15 protein-coding genes are annotated in these 17502 nt (G+C 61.2%); 5 read left to right on the top strand and 10 right to left on the bottom strand.

Annotated elements, in window-relative coordinates:
* Positions 1 to 37: 37 nt before the first annotated feature.
* Together RSK20926_RS08725 and RSK20926_RS08720 are read right to left on the bottom strand one after the other, a co-directional pair.
* Positions 38 to 916, bottom strand: coding sequence for a haloalkane dehalogenase (locus RSK20926_RS08725; protein ID WP_037254392.1), 879 nt, complete (start codon positions 914 to 916; stop codon positions 38 to 40).
* Positions 917 to 954: 38 nt separating this feature from the next.
* Positions 955 to 1401, bottom strand: coding sequence for an Lrp/AsnC family transcriptional regulator (locus RSK20926_RS08720; protein ID WP_008205933.1), 447 nt, complete (start codon positions 1399 to 1401; stop codon positions 955 to 957).
* Between the two features lie 185 nt (positions 1402 to 1586).
* Here RSK20926_RS08720 and RSK20926_RS08715 point away from each other — a divergent pair, with 185 nt between their 5' ends.
* Positions 1587 to 2024 (top strand): universal stress protein, encoded by a 438-nt coding sequence (locus RSK20926_RS08715; RefSeq protein WP_008205932.1) that lies wholly within the window; start codon positions 1587 to 1589, stop codon positions 2022 to 2024.
* 9 nt (positions 2025 to 2033) lie between these two features.
* Positions 2034 to 3584 carry an alanine/glycine:cation symporter family protein gene (locus RSK20926_RS08710; RefSeq protein WP_008205929.1) on the top strand — a complete coding sequence of 517 codons (1551 nt, stop codon included), beginning with the start codon at positions 2034 to 2036 and terminating at the stop codon, positions 3582 to 3584.
* Positions 3585 to 3678: 94 nt separating this feature from the next.
* Here the strand turns inward: RSK20926_RS08710 and RSK20926_RS08705 are convergent, their stop codons facing one another.
* The 3 genes from RSK20926_RS08705 to RSK20926_RS08695 all read right to left on the bottom strand — a co-directional run bounded on the left by RSK20926_RS08705 (position 3679) and on the right by RSK20926_RS08695 (position 9887).
* Positions 3679 to 4791: a class II histone deacetylase gene (locus tag RSK20926_RS08705; protein WP_008205927.1), complete on the bottom strand. Its 1113-nt coding sequence runs from the start codon at positions 4789 to 4791 to the stop codon at positions 3679 to 3681.
* Between the two features lie 162 nt (positions 4792 to 4953).
* Positions 4954 to 8412 carry an error-prone DNA polymerase gene (locus RSK20926_RS08700; RefSeq protein ID WP_008205925.1) on the bottom strand — a complete coding sequence of 1153 codons (3459 nt, stop codon included), beginning with the start codon at positions 8410 to 8412 and terminating at the stop codon, positions 4954 to 4956.
* Positions 8409 to 9887, bottom strand: a complete 1479-nt coding sequence (locus tag RSK20926_RS08695) for a Y-family DNA polymerase (RefSeq protein ID WP_008205924.1) — start codon at positions 9885 to 9887, stop codon at positions 8409 to 8411. The genes RSK20926_RS08700 and RSK20926_RS08695 overlap by 4 nt, the downstream gene beginning before the upstream one ends.
* A gap of 263 nt (positions 9888 to 10150) precedes the next feature.
* On the opposite strand from RSK20926_RS08695, the gene RSK20926_RS08690 reads away from it, so the two are divergent.
* From RSK20926_RS08690 to RSK20926_RS08680, 3 genes are all read left to right on the top strand, one after another.
* Entirely contained in the window at positions 10151 to 11524 is a 1374-nt protein-coding gene (locus RSK20926_RS08690) for an aspartate aminotransferase family protein (RefSeq protein WP_008203792.1), read from the top strand.
* 176 nt (positions 11525 to 11700) lie between these two features.
* Positions 11701 to 12951, top strand: coding sequence for a D-arabinono-1,4-lactone oxidase (locus RSK20926_RS08685; protein ID WP_008205921.1), 1251 nt, complete (start codon positions 11701 to 11703; stop codon positions 12949 to 12951).
* Positions 12948 to 14114 carry an alanine racemase gene (locus tag RSK20926_RS08680; RefSeq protein ID WP_008205919.1) on the top strand — a complete coding sequence of 389 codons (1167 nt, stop codon included), beginning with the start codon at positions 12948 to 12950 and terminating at the stop codon, positions 14112 to 14114. The genes RSK20926_RS08685 and RSK20926_RS08680 overlap by 4 nt, the downstream gene beginning before the upstream one ends.
* A gap of 96 nt (positions 14115 to 14210) precedes the next feature.
* Here RSK20926_RS08680 and RSK20926_RS08675 read toward each other — a convergent pair whose 3' ends face one another.
* From RSK20926_RS08675 to serB, 5 genes are all read right to left on the bottom strand, one after another.
* Entirely contained in the window at positions 14211 to 14525 is a 315-nt protein-coding gene (locus RSK20926_RS08675; RefSeq protein ID WP_008205917.1) for a YciI family protein, read from the bottom strand.
* Between the two features lie 69 nt (positions 14526 to 14594).
* The gene (locus RSK20926_RS08670; protein WP_008205916.1) at positions 14595 to 15035 is read right to left on the bottom strand and encodes an SRPBCC family protein; all 441 of its coding nucleotides are present in this window, start codon (positions 15033 to 15035) and stop codon (positions 14595 to 14597) included.
* The gene (locus RSK20926_RS08665) at positions 15036 to 15368 is read right to left on the bottom strand and encodes an ArsR/SmtB family transcription factor (protein ID WP_008205914.1); all 333 of its coding nucleotides are present in this window, start codon (positions 15366 to 15368) and stop codon (positions 15036 to 15038) included. It lies immediately after the preceding gene.
* Between the two features lie 354 nt (positions 15369 to 15722).
* A complete protein-coding gene (locus RSK20926_RS08660) occupies positions 15723 to 16481 on the bottom strand; it encodes a TSUP family transporter (RefSeq protein WP_008205909.1) in 759 nt (252 codons plus the stop codon).
* Between the two features lie 6 nt (positions 16482 to 16487).
* Entirely contained in the window at positions 16488 to 17363 is an 876-nt protein-coding gene (serB, locus tag RSK20926_RS08655; protein ID WP_008205907.1) for a phosphoserine phosphatase SerB, read from the bottom strand.
* Positions 17364 to 17502 lie beyond the last annotated feature (139 nt).

Raw genomic sequence — 17502 nt, 5'->3', positions numbered from 1 at the left:
ATGCGTTTTCGGAATGAATGGGCGGCATCTGCTGCTGTCAGAGCGCCTTTATCCAATCGCGAATGGCTGCGCCAATCTCATCCGGTGAATCCTCCTGAATGAAATGACTGCCCTTTACCGTCACCTCACTGAGGTTTGGAAAGGCACGGACATAATCGCGTACCGGGCCTGCGATCAGCGCGCCGGGCTCTGCATTGACAAAGAGTTTGGGAATTTCCGTTTCGCGCAGCCAGGCGGAATAAGCAGCGACAATCCCGGTCACATCCGCTGGGTCACCGCCAATCGGGATCTGACGCGGCCAGGTCAGGGTCGGACGGCGGTCTTCGCCAGCATTGGCAAAGGGGCGGCGGTATTCCTGCATCTCCTCTTCGGAGAGCTTGCGCAGGATAGAGCCGGGCAGGATCGCCTCCACAAAGAGGTTCTTTTCCAGCACCATCTCCTCTCCTGCAGGGGAGCGCAGCGCCTGAAAGATCTCGCGCGGGGCCTCTGGGAAGCTGTCCCAGCCGGGAACCGGGGCGACGATGCCCTCCATAAAGGCAATGCCCTTGACCGCTTCGGGGTGCATATGCGCCCAGTGGAAACCCAGGCCCGAGCCCCAGTCGTGAATGACCAAAGTGACATTTTCTGTCACGCCCAGTTGCTCCAGCAAGGCAAAGAGGTATTTGCGGTGCTCAACGTAGGTGTAGCAGGCCGGCCCGCTGTCCGGCAGTTTTTCGGAATCACCCATGCCGATCAGATCCGGGGCGATCAGCCGTCCCATGCCCGCCAAATGCGGCATGACATTGCGCCAAAGGTAAGAGGAGGTCGGGTTACCGTGCAGGAAAACGATGGGGTCGCCCTCACCCTCATCGATATAGGCCATGTTGCGACCATGCACCTGGGTGAACTTCTTTCTGTCTCGAAAACTCTGCGCCATTTTCTTTCCCTTCCGCTTTGTACCGTGCTTGCTCAGCGCTATTTGACGGTCTCCATCACCGTAAAAGAATTGGTCTGATGGATATTCGGAAGATTATTGATCTTGTCACCTAGAACCTGACGGAAATGTGCGATATCGCGCGTCCGGATCGTCAGAAGGTAGTCAAAAGACCCAGCAATCATCAGGCAGCTTTCAATCTCGGGAACCTTTAGAGCTGCCGCGTTAAATGCATCCAGCGAGTTGTCTCCCCCAGTCGCCGAGAGCGAGACCTGCACCACGGTCAGATGACCCAACCCCTGTTTTTCCTTATCCAGGATAGCCCGGTAGCCGCTGATGTAGCCCGCCTTCTCCAGTCGTTTCACCCGTTCTGAACAGGGGGTGTTGGTCAGGTTTACCCGCTGCGAAAGCTCCACAATGGAAAGTCGCCCGTCCGATTCCAGCTCTTCCAGGATACGCAGATCAATCCTGTCCAATTCCCTATTCATCAGTGAAATTCCCTGTAGATGGCCCAGGTTTCCAGAGGAATGCCTGTGAAAAGCCTAAGAAAATGCCCATTTGCTAGTGATTATCACTGATAATGATGTTGAGGATCACGCCTGTCAATGTATTGAGGCGCCCTCACTCTGGGAGCAGAGACTCCCCAAGCCCAAAAACGCACACGGAGGACAGAATGACTGTCAAAATCGTCATCGGACTTGACGGGACAGACACCGGTGAACGCGCGCTTGCATTTGCAAAAGATCTGGCATCCAAAATGGGTGCCTGCGATCTGATCGCCGCCTATGTCATCGAATGGTCACCATTTACGTTCCAGACACCGGAAGAGAATGCCCAACGCCACAAGCGGCGCGAGGAAGAGATCAATCTGGCCAATGCCCGGATTGTCGAACCCGCCGTCGCTGCCCTGAAAGAGGCCGGTTTCAACGCCACAGGCGTGGTGCGCCATGGTGATGTGGCCGAAACCCTGAATAAGATCACCGTAGAAAACGGTGGCTCCCAGATCATTGTGGGCCGCGTCTCCTCGGATGGGTTTGCCAAACGTATCTTTGGCAGCTCAACACAGAATTTGGTGATGCACGCGGATGTGCCGGTCACGGTTGTTGGATGAGGACCCATCATGAATAATTTCAAAACGCTGGGCCTCGCCACAGCAGCCACCCTCGCCGCCGCACCGCTGGCGGCTGAAGAAGCCATTGGCATCGATCAGAAGGTCAATCAGGTCTTTGCCGATCTGACTGGCCCCTTTGTGAGCCTGATTTTTGCCCCCTTCCCCGGCACCACATTCCCCTGGATCGTGATGTGGCTGGTGATCGCGGCTTCGATCTTCACGCTCTATTTCGGCTTTGTGCAATTCCGCTATTTCAAACACGCCATCCAGCTGGTCAAAGGTGATTACTCTGACCCCAACGATGCCGGTGAAGTCAGCCATTTTCAGGCGCTTGCCACTGCCCTTTCCGGCACCGTTGGCCTCGGCAATATCGCAGGTGTTGCGGTTGCGGTCGGCATCGGCGGACCGGGTGCCACCTTCTGGATGATCCTTGCGGGCCTTCTGGGCATGGCCTCGAAGTTCACCGAATGCACCCTGGGTGTGAAGTACCGCAATGAATATGCAGACGGCACCGTCTCTGGTGGCCCGATGTATTACATCTCCAAGGGCTTCAAAGAGCTGGGCCTGCCCGGCGGGCGCTTCCTGGCCGTGCTGTTTGCCATCTTCTGCATCCTTGGCGCCCTGGGTGGCGGCAATATGTTCCAGGCCAACCAGGCACATGCGCAGATCTCTGGCATTGTGGGTGACTATCCCGGCTGGATCACCGGTATCGTCTTTGCCGGCGTTGTTTTTGCCGTGATCGTTGGCGGCATCAAATCCATCGCCCATGTGACCGAAAAAATCGTGCCTTTCATGGGCGTTCTCTATGTCGGCGCCGCAATGGTCATCCTGGTGGTCAACTACGACAAGATCGGCTGGGCCTTTGGTCAGATCTTTGACGGCGCCTTTACCGGCCTCGGCGTTGCTGGCGGCATGGTTGGCGCCCTGATCCAGGGCTTCAAGCGCGCGGCCTTCTCCAACGAAGCGGGCGTTGGCTCGGCGGCGATTGCGCACTCTGCGGTGAAAACCAACGAGCCGATCACCGAGGGTTTTGTCTCCCTGCTGGAGCCTCTGATCGACACCGTTGTGATCTGCACCATGACCGCCCTGGTCATCGTGATTTCGCAGCAGATGATCATCGATCCGGCAACCGGCAACTACATGCTGAACGAAGCGGGCACCGCCATCGCCACCGTCGACGGCAACTCCGGCGTGGCGCTGACCTCGGCGGCCTTTGCCTCCGGCATCAGCTGGTTCCCCTATGTTCTGGCCATTGCCGTGGTGCTCTTTGCCTTCTCGACCATGATCTCCTGGAGCTACTATGGTCTGAAAGCCTGGACCTACCTCTTTGGTGAGGGCAAAGTTGCTGAACTGACCTTCAAAGTCATCTTCTGCATCTTCGTAGTCATCGGCGCTTCGGCCAGCCTGGGTCCGGTCATCGACTTCTCCGATGCGGCAATCTTTGCAATGGCTGTGGTGAACATCTTCTGCCTCTACTTCTTGATGAAGTTGGTGAAGAAAGAGCTCTTTGCCTATACCGCCCGCCTGCAGACCGGCGAGCTGAAGAAGCACTCTGCCTAAACAGATCTTTCCGGCGCAGCCCCCTGCGCCGGAATTTTACCCCTTATGCATTTCATATATGCACTTCAATCGCCCCACATAGGGCGCGTTGGCCCTACAGCACCCCGCTTTGCCGCAGTTCCTCTGCCATCTGCGAGACAATATCGCGATGGAAGGCATCCACCTTCGCGTTTGGCTGCTGGGTCGCGATCCGAGCCGCGAGCGGATCCTCTGCCCGGATGCTTGAGCCTGACATTTCTTCCAGCATGGCATGACCGCAGAAGGGCACGTAAAGCTCCGAGTAGCCGCCTTCATGCGCTGCCACCATGCGCCCGCCTGTAACCTCCATGATCTGGCGCGTCATCAGTCGATAGGTCTCGGCTGAGCACATCATCCGCGCCAGAGGGTCAAAACCGCTGGCATCAAAACCACAGGCGATGATGACAAGATCCGCATCAAACGCCCGCAGCTTCGGCAGCACCAGCCGTTCCATCGCATCGAGATAGGCCCTGTGCCCGCAACCCGGTGGCAGCGGAATGTTCATGTTGTAGCCGGCCCCGGCGCCCGTCCCAATCTCGCTGACCTCGCCTGTATCAGGCGGGTAGCACCGCTCCTGATGCAGCGAAATTGTCAGAACATCCTCCCGGTCCAGAAAGATCGCCTCTGTGCCATTACCATGGTGTACATCCCAATCCACCACCGCAAAGCGCTTACCCAGTCCTGCCTGACGTGCCTGTTCGATAGCGATGGCGATATTGGCCAGTAGGCAGAACCCATTTGGGTAATCCGGCAGGCAATGATGTCCTGGTGGCCGCGACAGGGCATAGGCGTTCCTCGCTTCTCCGGTCAGAACCAGTTCGATTGCCTTGCTCACCAGCCCCGCCGAGAGGGCCGCGATTTCAAAGGCGCCGGGACCAAAGGGGGTGCGCAGGCCCAGTTCACCGCCGCCACTGTCGGATTTCTCCTTAAAGGCATCGAGATAGCTCTGGGGATGGACCCGCAGCAGATCCTCAAAACTCGCGGGCTTTGCACTTGTCAGCAACAACTCATCAGAGAGGCCCGTCACATCCATCAGGTTCTTCAGGCGGCGTTTGGTTTCCGGTGCCTCTGGCAAGCCACCCGCGACCATGGGCTGAACCAATCCGCCCACAGGGGCCAAAAGCGCATAGTTGCCACCAAAATGCCAAAAGCACTTCTCATCCCAAACAAAAGCTGTTTTCTCGCTCATGTCCCCTCCCTCTCGTTTTAGACGCATGTAACTGCGAGAATTTCCTACGGGGGCTTTGCCCCGATCCGCAGGCGATCCTCTGACGTTTTGCCGCGAAATCCAAGCCCCTTGCCACAAGCCCTTGCCAAAGGTGCACACGCGGGATCAGCGGCAAGATCTATGCTAGTGAAAATCCCGGCTGGGGAAGAGCCGCTTGGCCTGTTCGCGGGGGTGGCGCGCACTGGGCTGGCTGCGCCGGGGGCGGGGCGCGTCATCCGCCTGCGGTTGGGTGATGCCCACCGCCTCATCCATCGGGTGGCCCAGTTCCGCCAGCTTATGCGACAGATCCTCGATCTTCTGAGCGATCAGATGCACCACGATGCCCTCGCGCTGCAGATAGCCGCTGACCCGCAGCAGGCGCCCGCCCATGACACTGCGGCGGAAGCGCTCGTAGATCTTGGGCCAGACCACCACATTGCTGACGCCGGTCTCGTCCTCCAATGTCAGGAAGACCACCCCGGAGGCGGTGCCGGGGCGCTGACGGGTGATCACCAGACCGCAGACCGCGGTCTGCCCCAGCGGCACCCGCGCCAGCTGGTCATGGGGAGTGAGATCCGGGATCAGCGGCCGCAGCAACTCCATCGGATGCGCCTTGAGGGTGAGGCGCAGAGCAACGTAGTCCTCGACCACCTCCTCGCCCAGGTTCATCGGTGGCAGCACCACATCGGGCTCGCGCAGGCCTTCGCCTTCCAGCGGGTCGCTGAACAGCGGCAGGGGCACCTGGCCCCGGATCGCCTTCACCTGCCAGAGCGCCTGGCGGCGGCCCAGCCCCATATCGGCCATGGCATCGGCCTCGGCCAGACGCTCCAGTGCATCGGGGCGCAGCCCGGCCCGCAGCCAGAGGGCGTCCGGATCGCGGTAGCCATTGCCGCGCGCAGCAATGATCCACTCGGCGTCTTCGGATCTGAAGCCCTTGATCTGCCGGAAGCCCAGCCGCAGCGCCAGGGCCCCGTCAGCCCGGCGCTCCAGGCTGTTGTCCCAGGTGCTGCTGTTGACGCAGACCGGGCGCACCTCGATGCCATGGTCGCGAGCGTCGCGCACGATCTGCGCCGGGGCATAGAACCCCATGGGCTGGGAGTTCAGCAGGGCGCAGGCAAAGACCGCCGGGTGATGGCATTTCAGCCAGGCGGAAATATAGGTGAGCATGGCAAAGGCCGCTGCGTGGCTTTCGGGAAAGCCGTAATCGGCAAAGCCTTCGATCTGGGCAAAGCAGCGGGCGGCGAACTCCGCGTCGTAGTTCCGCTCCAGCATGCCATTGATAAAGCGGTCACGGAAACTGCTGATGGTGCCCATGCGCCGGAAGGTCGCCAGCGAGCGGCGCAGCTGGTCCGCCGCCTCGGGCGTGAAACCTGCCGCCACCACCGCGATCTGCATTGCCTGTTCCTGAAACAGCGGCACGCCCAAGGTCTTGCCCATCACCTCCTCCAGCTCCTTGGAGGGGTATTCCACCTTCTCACGGCCCTGGCGGCGCTTGATATAGGGTTGCACCATGCCACCCTGGATCGGGCCGGGGCGCACGATAGCCACTTCGATCACCAGATCATAAAAGCGGCGCGGGCGCATGCGCGGCAGAAAGTTCATCTGCGCCCGGCTTTCCACCTGAAACACCCCTACCGCATCCGCAAGACACAGCATGTCATAGGTCGGATGGTCATCCTGCGGCACGGTGGCGATGCTCCAGCGCTCCCCGCCCTCATGCTGCTCCAGCAGGTCAAAGCTCTTGCGGATGCAGGTCAGCATGCCGAGGCTCAGCACATCCACCTTGAGGATGCCCAAGGTGTCGATGTCATCCTTGTCCCATTCGATGATGGTGCGGTCCTCCATCGCGGCATTCTCGATCGGGCAGAGCTCATCCAGCCGCCCCCGGGTGATGACAAAGCCGCCCACATGCTGCGACAGGTGGCGCGGGAAGCCGATGATCTCCCCGATCAGGCGGATGGTCTGGGCCAGGCGCCGGTCCTCCAGGTCCAGGCCCAGCTCCTTCATGCGCTCGGGATCGGCGCCCCGGTTGGACTGGCCCCAGATCTGCCCTGACAGGCTGGCGGTGACATCCTCGCTCAGCCCCATGACCTTGCCCACTTCGCGGATCGCCGCGCGGGAGCGGAAATGGATCACCGTGGAGCACAGCCCGGCGCGGTGACGGCCGTATTTCTCATAGATATGCTGGATCACCTCCTCGCGCCGCTCATGTTCGAAATCCACGTCGATATCCGGCGGCTCGCCCCGGTGTTTGGAGACAAAGCGCTCAAACACCATGGAGATCTGCTCGGGGCTCACATCGGTGATGAAGAGCGCATAGCAGAGGATGGAATTGGCCGCAGAGCCGCGCCCCTGGCAGAGGATTTCCTGGCTGCGCGCATAGTCCACGATATCGCGCACCGTCAGGAAATAGGCGGCAAAGCCCAGGTCCGCCACCAGGCGCAGCTCTTTTTCGGCCATGGCGCGGTAGCGAGCGGGAATGCCATCCGGGCAGCGCCGCGCCAGCCCCTCCCAGGCCAGCCGTTCCAGCCGCACCTGCGGCGGCTCCTCTGCGGAGATCTCGCTGGGGTACTCATAAGAGAGCTGGCTGAGGCAGAAGCTGCAGCGCGCGGCGATCTCCAGGCTGCGGCGCAGGGCTGCCGGGTAGCTGCGAAAGAGGCGCGCCATATCGGCGGGGGCTTTCAGGCGGCGTTCGCCATTGGGCAGGGCGCGGGTGCCGATTGCATCAATGGTGAGCTTCTCGCGCATGCAGGTCAGCACATCCCCCAGCTGGCGGCGGCTGCCCCGGTGCATCAGCACATCCCCCACCGCCACCATGGGTGCGGCAGCGCGGCGGGCAAAGTGGTGGCACTGGGCAAAATAGGCCTGATCGCTGCCGTCATACCGCGGAGCCGCCCCCAGAAAGACCTGGCCGGGATATTGCCGGACGACAGCTTGCAGATGCTGCAGCACCTGCGCCTCCTGCAACGGCACCTGCGGCAGGGCAATCAGGGTCATGCCGCTGCAGCCCGCCAGCATATCCTGCAGATCCAGGTGGCATTGGCCCTTTTCGGCGCGCAGCTTGCCCAGGGACAAAAGGCGGCTGAGCCGGTGATAGGCAGCCCGATCCTGCGGCAGGGCGAGCCAGTGAACCGGACTGTCGCGCAAGACCAGGCGGCAGCCGGTGATCAGCTGTGGCAGTGGTGCCAGTTTGGAGGTTTCTAAGGCTTCTTTTGGCCCACTTTCCTGCCGCGAGCTGCTGTCGGTGCGGTATTGCGAGCGGATCCGCAGCGCGGCTGTCTCAGTCTCCGCCTGCGCTTCCTTCGCTTGCTCCTCCGCCGCCTCCTCCCGCTGCTGGCGCAGGGTCTTGAGGGCGGCAAAGGCGCGCACTGATCCCGCCAGGGAATTGCGGTCGGTGATAGCAATAGCCGCCAGCCCCAGCTCAACCGCGCGGGCCACCAGCTCTTCCGGGTGGGAGGCGCCGGTCAGAAAGGTGAAATTGCTGGTGACAGCCAGCTCTGCATAGCCGGGTGGCGGCGCCTCGCGGGTGGTCTGGAACTCTGCCAAGGCGTCCTGGCCTACCGCAGGCGCTGCGCCTGTCTCCTGTGCAGACCGGCTGCTCATGCAAATTCCCCCTGCACAAACCAGCCCGGGCTCTGCGGCGTGTAAAACAGCCAGAGGCGGCGGCCCTGGCGCGTCACCACCCGCCAGTAATCGCGCAACCCGCTGCGCCAATCCTCATCCTCCAGCCACCATTCCGGAGTGATCCGTTCAGGCCCGGTTACCTCTGCCGTGGTGAAGCGCATACGGCGCCAGCGAAACTGCCGGGGCGGGGCAGCGCCTGTGGCGGCAATGGGTTCAGGTGGAAACAAGCGCAGCGGTCGGGACTGCGGGGCATGCCAGGTCTCTGCCGGGTCGCAATAGGCGGCAGCCGCCACGATAAAGCTACGTTCGGGGATATGGCTGTCGGCGGGCAGCAGACGCTGCACATTCTCCAGCCCGATCCGGGTGCCAAGGCGGGTGATCAGATCATCCAGCTGATCGGTGCGGGCCTCGCGCATATGACTGATCTGCCGCACCGGCAGGGGTTCTGCCTGCACCGCCTCGAGCAGCATCCGGTCGATGCCATAGCCCGCCTCAACCCCGCTGATGCCACGTTCAAACAGCGGCAGGATGCGCTTTGCATCCCGCAGGGGCCGGGCCAGGCGCAGCTCCACCTGCTGGCTGTCCTGATCGACCCGCCTGAGGGTCAAAAGCAGCACCCGTGCCCCCGCCTCCTGCGCTTTCAGCCGGGCGCAGAGCCGCTCCAGCAGGCGGGCGGTGCCTGCCATGACATCCTTCGCGAGGCCGATAGGCTCCGGCAGCGACAGGGCCGCACGGTAGCGCGGCGGTTCCTCCAGCGGGGAGACCTCCTCCGGCTGCCGTCCCAGGGCCTGGTCCAGCCGCAGCAGCAGATCCGGCCCGAAGCGCCGCGCCAGGGGCGCGCGGGCGGCCCCCTCCAGATCCCCGATCCGGTGCAGCCCCAGGCGCCCCAAGGCGGTGCAGGTCTTCTCCTCCAGGCGCAGGGCCGCCATCGGCAGTTCGCAAAGCGCGCTGAGCATCTCACCCGCAGGGGCCACGCCCTCGCCAAAATGCGCCAGGGCCCAGGCTGCGCCCCGGCTGTCCGCCAGGCCGATGCGCGCGGTGACCTGGGCCCGCATCAGCCGCTGGCGCATATCCGCCAGCATCGCGGCCTCGCCGCCAAAGAGATGCGCCGCGCCGCTGATATCCAGCACCAGCCCGTCGCGCCGCTCCAGGCCCGCCCAAGGGCTGTAGCGCAGGGCCCAGCGGCGCAGGGCCAGGAGGAACTGCTGCTCCGCCTCAGGCTCTGCCAGGCGGCTTTGCAGCTCGGGGCAAAAGGCACGGGCATCCGCATGGGGCATACCGCGGTTGAGGCCCAGGCGCTCCGCCGTCTCATTGAGGCAATAGATCCGGCTGGCATTCTTCTCATGCAGGGTCAGCGCAAAGGGCCCCTCCACCGGGCGCGAGCGCAGGGCCCGGTCGCTGGCCATCCGGGGAAACCACAGGGACAGAATGCGGCGCGTGCTCTCGGCTGGCATCTCTCAGACTCATATAGGTAGATCTAGGTAATGTTCATCTTTTGTTCTTTTACGCCAGTTCCCGCAAGAGAGTCGAGTCGCAGTTGCAAGGGGCATCGACCAGAAGACGCCTAGCGCAGCGCTCAGAATGCAGCCCATACCCGCCAATAAGCAGCAGTCACAACGGTCAGGCAGACAGATGTTTCGCCTGCCAGACATAGAAATTTCAGTCACATCCTCTGCGCAGATCCGGCAAATTCTCCTGCAAATCGTAAGGAAAAGACATGCTGAAGAATGACCAACTCGACCAGTGGGACCGCGAGAATTTCTTTCACCCTTCAACCCATCTGGCCCAGCACGCCCGCGGCGAAAGCCCCAACCGGGTGATCAAGACTGCCTCCGGCGTTTTTATCGAGGACCGCGACGGCAACCGGCTGCTGGATGCCTTTGCCGGGCTCTATTGCGTCAACGTCGGCTACGGGCGCCAGGAGATCGCCGAGGCCATCGGTGATCAGGCCAAGGAGCTGGCCTATTACCACTCTTACGTTGGCCACGGCACCGAGGCCTCGATCACCCTGTCCAAGATGATCCTGGACCGGGCGCCGAAGAATATGTCCAAGGTCTATTTCGGCCTTGGCGGCTCTGACGCGAATGAAACCAACGTCAAGCTGATCTGGTATTACAACAACATCCTGGGCCGCCCGGAGAAGAAGAAGATCATCTCCCGCTGGCGCGGCTATCATGGCTCGGGCCTGATCACCGGCTCGTTGACCGGGTTGGAGCTGTTCCACAAGAAGTTCGACCTGCCGGTGGAACAGGTGATCCACACCGAGGCGCCCTATTACTACCGCCGGGACAATCTGGACCAGAGCGAAGAGCAGTTCGTGGCCCATTGCGCGGCGGAGCTGGAAGCGCTGATCGAGCGCGAAGGCGCAGACACTATCGCCGCCTTCATCGGCGAGCCGGTTCTGGGCACCGGTGGCATTGTGCCGCCGCCCGCAGGCTATTGGGACGCCATTCAGGCGGTTCTGAAAAAGCACGACATCCTGCTGGTGGCGGATGAGGTTGTCACCGGGTTCGGGCGCCTTGGCAGCATGTTCGGCTCTGACCACTACGGCATCGAGGCCGACATCATCACCATCGCCAAGGGGCTGACCTCGGCCTATGCGCCGCTCTCCGGCTCGATCATTTCGGACAAGGTCTGGAAGGTGCTGGAGCAGGGCACGGATGAGAACGGACCGATCGGCCACGGCTGGACCTACTCTGCCCACCCTATCGGGGCCGCAGCCGGTGTTGCCAACCTCAAGCTGATTGACGATCTGAACCTGGTGCAAAACGCCGGCGAGGTGGGCGCCTATCTGAACGCTTGCATGGCAGAGGCGCTGTCGGGTCATGCCCATGTCGGTGAAGTGCGCGGTGAGGGGATGCTCTGTGCGGTGGAATTTGTGAAGGACAAGGACAACCGCACCTTCTTTGACGCTGCTGACAAGATCGGCCCGCAGATCTCGGCCAAGCTTTTGGAGCAGGACAAGGTCATTGCCCGCGCCATGCCGCAGGGTGACATCCTGGGCTTCGCCCCGCCCTTCTGCCTGACACGCGCAGAGGCCGATCAGGTGGTTGCCGCAACCCAGAGGGCGGTCAAATCCGTGCTCGGGTAACACCGAAGCAGATCAGACAGCAGCTGAGGGGCCGGGGATTTCCGGCCCTTTTTCTGTATTCAGGGTGAACTCTTCGCCGGGTCAAGCCAGCCTTGACGCGCGGTCAAACTTGGCAGGGCGGGGGGAGGCCGGACTAGACTGTGGCAAATGCGCGGGCGCAACAGGGGATAGCGGTAATGTGGCGAAACTGGTCGGGCAATCAGAACTCAGGCGCTGCGGTCATGGCGGCCTCCTCGATTGCGGAGCTGCAGGCTCTTCTGAGCCGAGGCAAGGAAGTGCTGCGGCCGGTCGGGGCCGGACATTCCTTTACGCCGCTGGTCACTGGCGGCGCGCATATTCTGCGGCTGGATCAGCTGGATACGCCTCTGGTGCTGGACCTCTGCGAAGGCCGGGCCAGGGTCAATGCCAATGCGCCGCTGCACCAATTGTCGGAGGCGCTGGGACAGGAGGGCCAGGCCTTTCGCAACCTCGGTGATATCAATGTGCAGTCCCTGGCGGGTGCCATGTCCACCGCGACCCATGGCACCGGCAGAACCCTGCCCTGCATTTCAGCCGAGATGACAGGCGCCAAGCTCCTGAACGGCAATGGCGAGGTCATCGAGGTCAGCACCGAGGATCTGCCCGGTGTGCAGGTGAGCCTGGGTCTTCTGGGGGTGCTCTTGGAAATCGAGCTCAACACCGTACCGGCCTTCAACTTGCGCCGCCGGGTTGGAGTGCGATCCTTTGACCAGCTCTTGGAGAGCATGCACGAGAAATGGCTGGCGCACCGCTGCTATGAATTCTTCCTGCTGCCCCATAGCGGTAAGGGCATCGGGATTTCCCACGACATCACAGAGGCGCTGCCGGACAAGCCTCCGCTGGATCTGGATGCCCTCGGCCTGGGAGTGATGAAGCTGGCGAGCAAGCTGCGCCGCTTTCACCCCGGCATCCAGAAACGTCTTCTCTCGCTGATGTTGAAGCTGCAGGGAGAGGAGGATTTCACAGGCGAGAGCTGGCGGGTGCTCAGCTCCACCCGCGCGATGCGGTTCAATGAGATGGAGTATCATCTGCCGCCCGAAAATGCTGCCGGGGTGTTGAAAGAGATCGCCCAACTGATCGAGACGCGTCACAGCGATGTCTGGTTTCCCATCGAAGTCCGCCAGACAGCGGGGGACAGCGCCTGGCTGTCGCCTTTCCAGCATGGCCCGCGTGTCTCCATCGCGGTGCATATGCATGCTGCGCAACAGTATGAGGGGTTCTTCCGCGATTGCGAGGCCCTGTTCCGCACCGCTGGGGGCCGCCCGCATTGGGGTAAGCTGCACGGCCTCACCCGTAAGGATCTGGAGGAGCTTTATCCCGATCTGGGCAGGTTCGACGCCCTGCGCGCCCGCATGGACCCCAAGGACCGGTTCCTGTCGCCGGAGCTGGCCCGGATCTTTCACCCATGAGCCCCCACAGGAACGGTTCCCTTCCGGATTTTAAGCTCTGGGAAGAGATGCTGCGCCAAACCGGCGTCACGGGCCCTTGTCTGATCCTCGACAAGGGGCGGCTGATGCACAATCTGGCGCTTGCAAGGGAGAGGCTGCACCCCGGTGTTGAGGTCCGGGTCGTGGCAAAATCCCTGGCCGCGCCGCCCTTGCTGGACCTTGCCATGGAACAACTGGATGCGCGTGGCGTCATGAGTTTCTCAGCCCCCATGCTGGAGGAGCTGCTCCACCTGCGACCCAATGCAGAGCATCTATTGGGCAAGCCCCTGCCCGCCCCGGCCGCAGCCCGCATTCTGGATCGCAATGTCAGAGCCCGAGATCAGGTGATCTGGCTGATCGACACACTGGAACGAGCACAGCAATATGATGCGCTGGCACGGGAGCGGGGCCTTGTGCTGCCCATCGCAGTGGAATTGGATGTTGGTCTGCATCGTGGCGGGTTTACCACCAAGACGCTGCCCCCCGCGATTGAGGCGATCAGCACACTGAAAGGGCTACGGCTGCAGGGGGCAATGGGCTATGAGCCGCATCTTGCAAAACTGCCAGCCCTGCTGCGCGCCGCAGCCCGCCGCCGTGTTGAAAGTGGCCTCAAACTGGCGCGCGAGATGCTGCAGGTGCATTGTAATACCCCGATCATCAACACCGGAGGCAGCCTGACCTTTGATCGCTACGGCCCGCAGCATGGGGTGAGTGAAGTGGCCCTCGGCTCACTTCTGGTAAAGCCCAAGGACTTTGGTCTTCCTGCTACGGAAGGCTTTGCACCAGCGCTTTTCATTGCCACACCAGTATTGAAATACATGCCCCGCAATCCCATTCCGGGGTTGGAGGCGCTCTCCCCCCTCACAGGTCTTCGCAATCGTGCCGATCTGGCGATCTATGGTGGGTATTGGAAGGCCAGCCCGGTCTATCCCAAAGACTACGGCTACTCTGGCATTTTTGGCCGCTCCTCAAATCAGGAGGTTTGGAGCGGGCCAAGGCTGAAACAGTCACCGGTAGGTGGCTATGCCTTTCTGCGCCCGGATCAAAGCGAAGCCATCTTGCCTGAGTTTGGCGAATTACTGGTCGTGAGTGAACAGCAAGAGTTGGAGCATTGGCCCTGTTTTTCGCCCTCATGCCAGTTGTAGCGGGGCCAGTCGAACGAAAAACAGGGCCTCCGCAATTGCGTGGCCCTGCCTATTCTAGATGCCGTCCTGGGTGCCAAGACCCAAGGCCCGGCAATGTTACATCTCTATCAGCTCCGCAACTTCGACCGAGCCATGGCCGCTCACTACCATTGGGCAGCCTTTGGCCATCTCGCAGGCCGCAGCCTGATCAGTGGCTTCGACCACCGAATAGCCCGAAACGGGGTTTGCACCACCGTCATCTGCCACTCCCGCTCCGCTGACCGTCTTGGACAGACCAACAGGGTTGCCAGGAACGACCAGGGCCGTGCCGAGATCTCCCATCCAGGATTTCCAGGCTTCCATCACCGCTGCGCCTTCTTCTGCGGATTCAGGTGCTTTGCCGCCATGATAGGCGAAAATAAACTGAGGCATGACTTTCTCCCTTTCTTTGGTCTTGCTGAAATCTCTGACTTGGCGACCCTTCGCCTACCGGGCTTTTGCTCAGGCGATCTTGCGTGACAATTTGTCGAGTGTTGAGGTCCAGCCTCGGCGATGGCTTTGCGCCAACTCCCCATCGGGCAAGTCGCGATGGTCAATTACCAGCCGCGCCCCCTCCCCTTCGGCTTCGATCGTGAAGGTGACATGACTTTCTGCGCCCCGCACCCCGGCATCATCATGCCAAGCCCAGGTAAACCCGACAGAGCGCGAGGGCGTAACATGGGTCACATGGCCCGAGACATGATAGATCTGTCCCTCACTTCCCTGCATCTTGGCAAAATAGGGCCCGGTACGGGTCAGGTCCAATGCGCTCTCAACCACATCAACCCCTTCAGGTCCCCACCATTGCATCAGCTTCTCAGCCTGCGTCACCCAGGCAAAGAGCCGCTCTGGCGATACCGGAAAACTGCGGTTGAGCTGCAAATCAGTCAGAGCAACGTTCATCTAGCTATCTCCATTTTCGACATCGTCAAGCAAGGCTGCCTCCAGCCGGTCCAGACTGCTTTCCCAAAAGGCCCGCCGTGACTGGGTCCAATCTGCGATCAGGCGCAGGCTTTCTGGTCGCGCCGAGTAATACCGTTTGGTGCCTTTGGCCCGCTGATCGATCAGGCCAGCTTCCCGCAGCACCTTAAGGTGTCTGGAAATCGCAGGCGCTGAGATGCTGGCCCCACGCACAAGATCGCCAGCGGCAAGCTCTCCGTGATCCATCAGCTGTTCCACGATGGCCATGCGGGTCTCATCCGCGAGGGCAGAAAAGGTTTTCAAAAGCGGTTTCATACCTATCATATTAACCAAAGCGTTAATTAATGAAAGTGTTAATTTTAAAAGAATTGGTTGGGTGACCCTAAGCCACCAAAAACACAAAACATTTCATTGCGAATGTAGAACGGCGACCACCTGGGGGGCTCTCCTGGGCGTTGCAATCATGTCGGCGGCAGTGCTGTCACTGCTGCACCACAAGGAAACACTGGCCGCAATTGGCCCGGTCACGATCCTCACCCTGTTATTCCTTTTGCTCTGGACGGTTCTCATTCCAGCCTAGAGCGATGGCCTACCCCTACTGCCCCTAAAGGGGCCGCAACACCCAAACCAGCCTGGGGGACCCTTTGCTAGGCTGGTTTGCAGCACCCGTTAGAGCATATCCCAGAGCAGCTTCAGCGCGAGCGCAATCGAAGTCAGGACCAGCAAAGGTTTGATCAGTGTGGCGCCTTTGTTTTGCGCCAGTCGAGCCCCGGCATGGGCGCCGGCGATCTGCGCCACCCCCATGGCCAACCCGGTAAACCACCAAGGCGTGGCCACCAGTGCAAAGGCACAGAGCGCACCCGCATTGGACGCCAGATTCAACAGTTTGGTATGGGCCGTGGCCTTCAGGATCCCATAGCCCGCCAGTGACACAAAGGCGAGCATGTAGAAACTGCCGGCCCCAGGGCCAAGTAGCCCGTCATAGGCGCCGCAGAGCGGCACCATGGTCATGGCAAAAAGCATCGGGCTGATACGGCGTGCGCGGTCCAGATCGCCCAGGCCCTTTTTCAGGGCAAAGAACAGGGCGATGCCAATAAGCAAAACCGGCAGGATCAACCGGATCCATTCCGTCGGCAGCACTGTGATCAGCAAAGCACCGGCAATCGAGGCGAAAAAGGCAATAAGAGCGGATCCGGCCTGGCTGCGCAGATCCACATAGCCCCCGCGAGCATAGGTCAGCGCCGCTGTCGCGGCCCCAAAGAGCCCCTGGATCTTGTTGGTCGCCAGAGCAGTCACCGGGCTGGCGCCTGCTATCAGCAAGATTGGCACGGTGATCAGCCCCCCGCCCCCAGCAACCGCATCGATAAAGCCCGCAACGAATCCTGCCGCCAGCAGGAGCAGCAGGGTTTCAAAACCCACTTCCAACATGAGGTCCTATCCTTTGAATTCGTCCTGGGCGTAGCCCTGCACATAAAGCAGTGCGGTGAGGTCGCCGTGGTTGATACGGATGCTGCACTCTGCCGCGACCGATGGTTTTGCATGCAGCGCTACACCAAAGCCCGCGCGTTTCAGCATGCCCAGATCATTGGCCCCGTCGCCAACGGCAATCACATCCGCCTCAGAGAGGCCCTGCCTTGCGGTGATCTGCTCCAAGGCTTCGACCTTGGCTTCGCGACCCAGGATCGGTAGGCCCGGTGCGCCTGTGAGCTTGCCCGCTTCAACCAGCAAAGTGTTGGCGCGGTTTTCGTCAAACCCCAAGAGCTCCGCGATGCGGGCAGTAAAGGCAGTGAAGCCCCCTGATACAAGGGCTGCATAGGCGCCATTCGCCTTCATCGTCGCCAGGAGCTGAGGACCACCCGGCATCAAGGTGATGCGGTTTTCCAGCACCTTTGTGATGACCTCCTCCGGCAGCCCCTTCAACAGGCCAACCCGCTCGGTCAGAGCCCCGTCGAAATCCAACTCACCATTCATGGCACGCGCGGTGATTTCCTTCACCCGAGGACCGACGCCCGCCTCCTCGGCCAGCTCGTCGATACATTCCTGCTGGATCATGGTCGAGTCCATGTCGGCCAGCAGCATCTTTTTACGCCGTCCCTCAGCTGGAGTGAGCACAAGATCAATGCCCAATTTCTGCAGATCTTCCCAAACCTGCCACTGGTTCTCCGGCTGCGCCCCCAGCGGAAATTCCGCCGCGATGCCCGGTGCAAGCCATTTGACCTCTCCGCCGCCCCAGGCATTGCGCAGGTTCTCGGGCAGGGCTGGGTCCAGGACCGGGTTGGCAGGGTTGCACAGCAGGGTCGCAATAAACATCGGCAGGCTCCGGTCATTGGATGATTCTGCTCTCTCTTAGCCCTGAGCGACCAGAGGAACCAGCCCGACACTTCTGCCCCAAGCGCTAGAAGAACTCCCAATCACAGAGAGACGGTCTTGTAAAATCTTTTATTTACAT

This window comes from Roseobacter sp. SK209-2-6 (assembly GCF_000169455.1).
Classification (GTDB): domain Bacteria; phylum Pseudomonadota; class Alphaproteobacteria; order Rhodobacterales; family Rhodobacteraceae; genus Pseudophaeobacter.
The sequence above is the reverse complement of the archived record's forward strand: the minus strand, read 5'-3'. Positions and strand labels throughout refer to the sequence as shown.

What these genes read in the sequence shown, in the direction of transcription:
- RSK20926_RS08690 (WP_008203792.1), top strand. Translation starts at nt 10,151, where the DNA reads ATGCTGAAGAATGACCAACTCGACCAGTGGGACCGCGAGAATTTCTTT.
- RSK20926_RS08725 (WP_037254392.1), bottom strand. Translation starts at nt 916, where the DNA reads ATGGCGCAGAGTTTTCGAGACAGAAAGAAGTTCACCCAGGTGCATGGT.
- RSK20926_RS08705 (WP_008205927.1), bottom strand. Translation starts at nt 4,791, where the DNA reads ATGAGCGAGAAAACAGCTTTTGTTTGGGATGAGAAGTGCTTTTGGCAT.
- RSK20926_RS08695 (WP_008205924.1), bottom strand. Translation starts at nt 9,887, where the DNA reads ATGCCAGCCGAGAGCACGCGCCGCATTCTGTCCCTGTGGTTTCCCCGG.
- RSK20926_RS08700 (WP_008205925.1), bottom strand. Translation starts at nt 8,412, where the DNA reads ATGAGCAGCCGGTCTGCACAGGAGACAGGCGCAGCGCCTGCGGTAGGC.
- RSK20926_RS08710 (WP_008205929.1), top strand. Translation starts at nt 2,034, where the DNA reads ATGAATAATTTCAAAACGCTGGGCCTCGCCACAGCAGCCACCCTCGCC.
- RSK20926_RS08680 (WP_008205919.1), top strand. Translation starts at nt 12,948, where the DNA reads ATGAGCCCCCACAGGAACGGTTCCCTTCCGGATTTTAAGCTCTGGGAA.
- RSK20926_RS08685 (WP_008205921.1), top strand. Translation starts at nt 11,701, where the DNA reads ATGTGGCGAAACTGGTCGGGCAATCAGAACTCAGGCGCTGCGGTCATG.
- RSK20926_RS08665 (WP_008205914.1), bottom strand. Translation starts at nt 15,368, where the DNA reads ATGAAACCGCTTTTGAAAACCTTTTCTGCCCTCGCGGATGAGACCCGC.
- RSK20926_RS08670 (WP_008205916.1), bottom strand. Translation starts at nt 15,035, where the DNA reads ATGAACGTTGCTCTGACTGATTTGCAGCTCAACCGCAGTTTTCCGGTA.
- RSK20926_RS08660 (WP_008205909.1), bottom strand. Translation starts at nt 16,481, where the DNA reads ATGTTGGAAGTGGGTTTTGAAACCCTGCTGCTCCTGCTGGCGGCAGGA.
- RSK20926_RS08720 (WP_008205933.1), bottom strand. Translation starts at nt 1,401, where the DNA reads ATGAATAGGGAATTGGACAGGATTGATCTGCGTATCCTGGAAGAGCTG.
- serB (WP_008205907.1), bottom strand. Translation starts at nt 17,363, where the DNA reads ATGTTTATTGCGACCCTGCTGTGCAACCCTGCCAACCCGGTCCTGGAC.
- RSK20926_RS08715 (WP_008205932.1), top strand. Translation starts at nt 1,587, where the DNA reads ATGACTGTCAAAATCGTCATCGGACTTGACGGGACAGACACCGGTGAA.
- RSK20926_RS08675 (WP_008205917.1), bottom strand. Translation starts at nt 14,525, where the DNA reads ATGCCTCAGTTTATTTTCGCCTATCATGGCGGCAAAGCACCTGAATCC.